This is a genomic window from Streptomyces sp. NPDC101165, from assembly GCF_044768135.1.
In the GTDB taxonomy this organism is placed as follows: Bacteria; Actinomycetota; Actinomycetes; order Streptomycetales; family Streptomycetaceae; genus Streptomyces.
Genome location: NZ_JBIWPG010000007.1, coordinates 452,971 through 459,196, shown reverse-complemented (window position 1 = coordinate 459,196; position 6,226 = coordinate 452,971). Strand labels below are relative to the sequence as shown.

At 66.5% G+C, this 6,226-nt stretch carries 4 protein-coding genes and 1 pseudogene; 2 read left to right on the top strand and 3 right to left on the bottom strand.

Going from position 1 to position 6,226, the window contains the following annotated elements; genetic code table 11:
* Window positions 1–297: 297 nt before the first annotated feature.
* A pseudogene (locus ACIRVH_RS18040) lies at window positions 298–577 on the top strand (hypothetical protein); the annotation flags it as partial.
* Window positions 578–616: 39 nt separating this feature from the next.
* Here the strand turns inward: ACIRVH_RS18040 and ACIRVH_RS18035 are convergent.
* The 3 genes from ACIRVH_RS18035 to ACIRVH_RS18025 form a co-directional block, all read right to left on the bottom strand.
* Complete coding sequence (locus ACIRVH_RS18035; protein ID WP_403953928.1) at window positions 617–2,194, bottom strand: FAD-binding oxidoreductase; 1,578 nt, start codon at window positions 2,192–2,194, stop codon at window positions 617–619.
* A gap of 439 nt (window positions 2,195–2,633) precedes the next feature.
* Entirely contained in the window at window positions 2,634–4,055 is a 1,422-nt protein-coding gene (locus ACIRVH_RS18030) for a vanadium-dependent haloperoxidase (RefSeq protein WP_403953925.1), read from the bottom strand.
* A 405-nt stretch (window positions 4,056–4,460) separates the two neighbouring features.
* Window positions 4,461–5,120 carry an NADPH-dependent FMN reductase gene (locus ACIRVH_RS18025; protein ID WP_403953922.1) on the bottom strand — a complete coding sequence of 220 codons (660 nt, stop codon included), beginning with the start codon at window positions 5,118–5,120 and terminating at the stop codon, window positions 4,461–4,463.
* A 678-nt stretch (window positions 5,121–5,798) separates the two neighbouring features.
* On the opposite strand from ACIRVH_RS18025, the gene ACIRVH_RS18020 reads away from it, so the two are divergent.
* Window positions 5,799–6,191 (top strand): BlaI/MecI/CopY family transcriptional regulator, encoded by a 393-nt coding sequence (locus tag ACIRVH_RS18020; RefSeq protein ID WP_403953919.1) that lies wholly within the window; start codon window positions 5,799–5,801, stop codon window positions 6,189–6,191.
* Window positions 6,192–6,226 lie beyond the last annotated feature (35 nt).

The window sequence follows — 6,226 nt, the reverse complement described above, 5'->3', positions numbered from 1 at the left end:
CCCGGGAAAGAGAACACGAGCCGTCAATCAGCCCACTACACTCACCCAAACCACCCCTGAACAGGGAAAACGTCAAAGCGCTGCTGGAGTACTAGCCGTTCCCTGCTTGCTGCGGCCCATACGTGGACGTGGGGCGCCAGATGCCGGTCGCGTACAGCGCTGTGGGGTTCGCGGGCGAGGAGGGGAGGGCAGCCACTACGGGGGCCGGATTTCGATCCTTGTCGATGAACGCAAAGGCCCTTCGCACCTCGTGGTTTATCTCTCGGTACTCAAGCTGTCCTGAGAGATTGGTCCGGGTTGCCGTGTCCGGGGCGGGAGTTCAGCGTTCGTGCGGCATGGGGACGTCGCCGTGGGTTGTGTCGGATGAGCTGTGGACCGCCTGGAGCCGTTGTTGCGGCAGCGAAAGCGCCGCATCCGGTATCCGGGCCGTAAGCCGTTGCCGGACCGGGAAGTGTGACGGGCATGACACCCTGCTCGCGGTCCTGTCGACCGGTGGCAATCGCAACGACGTCCCCAGTTGCTGCCGCTGCTCGACGCGATCCCACCGGTTCCCGGCTGTGTCGGCCGTCCCCGCCGCGGTACCCGGCACGGCAGAGGGCTGGACACCTATTCGGGCTCAACTCGTGTCGATCGCTTGCGGGTAGTTGAAGAAGCCGGTCGGGTCGTATTTCCGCTTCACCTTGACCAGGCGGGGGTAGTTCGTGCCGTAGTAGGCCTCCCGCCAGTTCTTCAGTGTCGGGTCGGGGAAGTTCTGGTACGCGTGTGCGGGCGCCTTGCCGGGGAAGATGTCGTCGTAGAACTGCTTGAGCCAGTGGAGGTTGGCTTCGGCGACGTCGGGGCGGTCGTAGTCTGCCCACGAGGTCTCGGCGGCGAAGACGAAGAGGTCGTTTCGGTGGACGAACGCGGTCGCGTTCGGCGATACCTGGTTGATCTCACCGCCGAGGGCGAACATCGCGAACCCCGCTCCGTCCTCGTTGTTGCTGCCGGGCCAGTCCAGCAGGCGCTCGGCTGCCGCGCTGACCTGCTGATCGGTCAAGAGAGTGTGGGAGTCCAGGATCGCCGACTTGGTGGCGAAGCGGTCGATCGGTGTGGTGGCGCTCAGCAGTACGCTCGCCTCACCCGGCGTGACCTGACGAACGGACGCGCTGTTGCGGGCGCGTTCCTCGGTCGTGCCGATCTTGAGTAGCGGGTCGAGGATGGCACGCAGTTCCTGGACAGTGCCGTAGAACTGGCCGATGGCGTTGACGTTCGCGTTCGCATGGATCTGTGTCCTGGTCGTCCCGTTGGTCCCGATGCCCAGACGTAGATGGAAGCGCTTGTCGTTCGCGGTGTCCTGGGCGATGTGCTGCGCGGCGGCGATCACCGGCAGTACGGAGTCCAGGCTCCAGCGGAGCTGGTAGAAGCCCACGGTGCCCTTGAACTGCTCGTATTGGAAGGTGAACGAGGTGTTGACGCCGAAGTTGTTGCCGGCTCCGCCGCGGCAGGCCCAGAACAAGTCGGAGTGCGTGTCCTTGTTGGCCTTGACCGTGCGTCCGTCGGCGAGCACGACGGTCGTGGAAACGAGCCGGTCGCACGTCAGGCCGAACATCTTGTCGCTGAAGCCGATACCGCCGCCGAGCACCAGCCCGGCGACCCCGACGCTGGGGCAACGACCGGTCGGCACGAACATGCCATGGTCCTCCAACAGCGGATGCAGGTCGCCATTGGTGACGCCGGCCCCTACGGTGACGGTACCGGCGTCGTGCAGGACCTTCATCGGCCCATAGACCCGAGAGTGGGCACCGCCCGGCGTCGGGGTGGAGACGATGCTCTTCATGCGGGCCATATTCAGCAGCAGGCCCGTGGTGGTCGAAAACCCGGCGTAGTTGTGGCCCAGCCCGGAGCGCGGTGCGACGGGCAGCCCTACCGCGCGAGACCAGCGGATCGCCTCGGACACGTCCCCGGTAGTCGCGCAGGCAACGATGCCGGCAGGCAGAATTCCGGCGTACCTGTGGTTGAACGGCAAGGACAGCGACACATATTCGGAGCCATACGGCCGGTAAAGGGTAGCCCCAGGGGACAGCGCATCGGCCAACCGCTTCCAGTCCCGAGCGCCAACCGGCCCTGCTGCCTCAGCCTCCGGTGCCTGCAGCCCCAGCACCCCACCAACGCTGCCCAGCACACCTGCCCGCAGCACGGCCCGCCTGTCGATCACAGTGACCTACTCTCGCGCAGCGGTCGCAGGCTCTTCCTGCGATCTCAATCGGCCAGTTCATTGATCGTCGACCGGTGTCATCCCCGTCGGTGGCCCACTCGCCAGACCCAGCACACGAAAGGGCGAGAGACGCACCGCCAAGCGGCTCAGACACACAACAGGGCCGTTTCCCGCCCCCTCTAGGCCGAACATTCACTTGATCGCAGAGCGGAATGGTCTGCCCCGGTCCGTCGGGATCTCCTACCGCCTGACCATCGAACGCACCATGGCCTGGCTCTCCGGATGTCGACGCCTTCACCGCCGCTACGAACGCGACGTCGGCGCCTTCACCATGCGGTACTTGGCAAAGGCGCCGACGGCTTGCCGAATGACCGGAGGGTGGGTAGACCCGCGCGGTTCGCAAAGTAGCCCGTCCGCAGGTGTGGGCCACGATGTCGTTTCACTGCTGATGCGGATGGCCCGGTCGTGTCGGCCGCAGCGCGTTGGCGAACACGTAGTCGCCGACGTTGGTACCGATCGCCCTCCCGTCCTCGGCGTCCCAGCGGAAGTGCACGCCCAGCCAGAGTCGGCTGAACTCGCCCTCCTGAGCGACCTGGCTGAAGCTCCTCAGCTGGCGGTACGCCTCGAGTGTGTGCGGGTCCTCGGAGTGTGCGGTGAACGAGACGTTGTCACGGCCGAAGAAGTGCTTCATCGCGGCTGCCCACGCACCCGTGAAGTTGGCGTGTCCGGAGGTCCAGGCGGGGAAGCACGGGGTGAACGGTGCCCCTGAGCGGTCCGCGCTGAGAGGCTCCCAGGTCGCGTTCGCGCCGCCTGTCGCCTGGATCGCGGACACCGGGCGCCACAGGTTGATCGGGGTGTCGAACTTGCTGTCCCAGGCCGCGATCCCGGCATCCGCCAATGACAGCGCCGACAGCGCGAACAAGTGGGTGGTCTCGTATGTGTCGAGCTTGAACTTCTTGCCGACGATCCCGGTCAGCTCGAGCAGTTGCCCCGGGGGGTGGTAGGTGCCGTCCAGGTCGTGGTCCCAGAACCAGCCGACGACGGTCTGCTCGTGGGTGCGCTCGGTGGAGTCGACGGCACCGACCCGTCGCACCTCGTCGCGCTGGCTCGCGTACTCCGGGCTGGCCAGCAGAGCGGCGTAGGAAGTGAAGCCGCGCAGGGTGGGAGGCCGGAACTGCGAGCCGGAGCGGAGCACGAACGGCTTCACCTTGCCCCAGTTCGGGGTCACCGCGTCGCTCGGCTTCTTGCAGTCCTCCTCACCCGTCGGCCGCCAGGCTCCAGGTGTGGTGGTGTCGCCGCTGTAGGTCTCCGGGTTGTTCGAACCATCGCCCGCCCGGGATTTGTTGATCTGCTTCACCACCGGGTCGACCACCAGGCGGTCGAGGGGGTCGTAGGAGTGGGGGGAGTGGCCGGTCCGGGCCCTGTACTGGGCGTCGATGTACGCCTGATCGCTCGGGTACAGCTGCGAGATCACCCGGTACGCCGTACGGTCGATCAGCCGCTCCTCCTCGTCAGGACTCGGCCGCGAGTGTTTGTCGGCGTACTTCAGCGGCTGGTTGAGGTATGGCTGGTACTTCAAGGTCCCGTACGTGTACTGATAGGCGCTCTCGGCGTTGTAGATCGCTGCGAAGACGATCGCCCCGGACCTGGAGAGTCTGCCGGGCGAGGCGTCCCAGCCCCGCGCATTGCGGAACGTCTGGAGCAGGACCTTGTTCCAGTACTGCGTCGGATCGTCTTTGTGCCCTGTCGCGGCGGCAGCCTGTGGCGCAGCGGCCGCCACCGGACTCAGTCCGGCGAGCAGGGCACCTGCCAGGACGGCGGCCCGTAGCCGTCCCGGACGTCCGCCAACACGGGAATTCAAGCGTGGGAGCACAGATTTTGCGGCCTGCCGACGGCCATGATGGGGCTTGAGGGGCACGGCATTCCTTTCGGCGTCGCTGATCAACAGCGGCAGCGTAATATCGGATATGCCGAGATTGAGATGGAACACGCCGATATGTTGATGATCTGATATGCATAAGTATTTGCGCGGAAATGCATCCGATCGGGATCGACAGCCAACCGAGCAGTGATGGCCTAGGCGTGACGAGGTCTCACTCGTGTGAGTGATTACCCGATCCACCGAACGGCGGATGTCTGACGCTGGCTCCGTGGAGAAAGCATGCACGGGCGCTTGAGAACCTTGCGGGCCTTGTCGCGGGCGCGGGAGTTGCCCGTGTCTTTGAGCTTGTCGAGCTCTTCAGTCACCCCAGTACGACGCCGTGCATCACTTCTCGGCCCGCTGGGTGATGGCCGCCTCGGTGCGGTCCCCCAGGAACTCGTACCAACGGCGTTCGAGGCAGACGTAGCGCACGTCCGCTTCTACGAGGCTGAGGAAACCCGACACGGTCTCGGTGAGACGTTGCTGCAGCCCCGGGTCGGCCAGGGTTCCGTCCTCGGCGAAGGCCTGGTAGCTGTTGGCCACGCTGAACATGTCCGGGTAGACGCGGGTGCCCAGATGCTCCAGGGGAATCCTCAGAGCCCACAGCCCGCGGTTGCCGCCGACCAGCGACGGCGAGGCGGAGACGAGCAGCGCGTGCTTGGTCTTGAACGGCTGCGGCCGGACACGCGAGACCCAGTCGATCGCGTTCTTCAGCACTCCAGGCACGGAGGCGTTGTACTCCGGCGAGGAGATGACGAAGGCGTCGCTCTGCTCAAGCCGGTCACGTAGGGCGAGGGCACCCTGCGGCAGCCCTTCGTCGGCCTCCATGTCGCCGTCGTACAAGGGCATGTCGAAGTCGCGCATGCCGGCGAGGTCGACGGCGGCACCGGTGTCGGAGATGAGCCGGGCCACGAGGGAGGCGAGGCGGGCGTTGGCCGAATCGGCCCGCAGTGCCGCGCCGAAGATCAGGAATCGCAGCGGGCCGGGAAGCGCGTCCGAGGGCATGGGTCCGTCCTTCCGTCGCAGGCAAGCGCCTCCGAGAGGGCGCCCCACTGACCAGTGTGGTTCCCCGACGGACGCCACGCGACAGGACCGAGAGCCGACAGGCCCGAGCCGCTGACCGTCGCGGTGGTGCTGGTGCCGGAGAAGTAGTAGCGCCAGTAGCCGTCGCTGGAGGCCGTGACGGTGGTCTTTGTGACGGTGATGGTCCTGCCTTTGGTGACGGGCTCCGGCGACGCGTTGACGGTGAGTTTCGAGTAGCGCTGGACGTAGGCGTGCTTGTACGCATCCAGCGAGATGCCACCGTTGCCCTTGTCGAAGGCGTCGACGCCAACATTCCACTGCCCCGCTCACGAGTTCTTCTGGAGGTCGCGGGGATTGAGCGTGAAGGTGACACTGCAGGTCTTCGTCGTGCTGTCCACGGCTGTACAGGTAGCACCGGACAGAGCGGTGGCTATGGCGAATGAGCGCATGTAGTCCCCGCGAAGATGCCGAGCAGGGCGAGCGCCTGCACCTCGCCGGAAGCGGTGGCGTCTGCAGCGGCGACGGACTGCTCCGTGCCAGTTGGACCGCTCCGCGACGTCCTACACGTTGTGAGACTAGTCTGAGTCCTACACGATGTGCGACAAACGAGTGCCGCAGCCCCGCGACGGCTGAGGCCGGCAGGAAGGTACGGAGCCGCCCATGCCCAGCGCGCACGATGGGGCCGACGCCGCTGAGGCGAGTGCCCGGCGCCCGGCCGGGGCCCTCGAGGCCGAGGTCATGGCCGCGCTCTGGGCCGGCGACGGGCCGATGACCGCCGCCGAGGTCCACCAGCAGCTCGGCGACGGCCTGGCCTACAAGACCGTGCTGACCGTGCTCGGTCGGCTGCACGCCAAGGGCCTGGTGGGCCGCGAGCCCGTGGGCCGCGCGCATGCCTACACGCCCAGTCGGAGAGCTGCGGAGCAGGCGGCACACGAGATGAACACCGCCCTGCGCCGAACCGGCCGCCGCGCCGATGTGCTCCAGCGTTTCGTGGACACCCTGGATGCCGACGAGCAGGCCGCCCTGCGCGCCCTGCTCGACTCCGCGGACTGAACAAGTTCGGAAAGGCGGCGACGCCCGTGTACCTG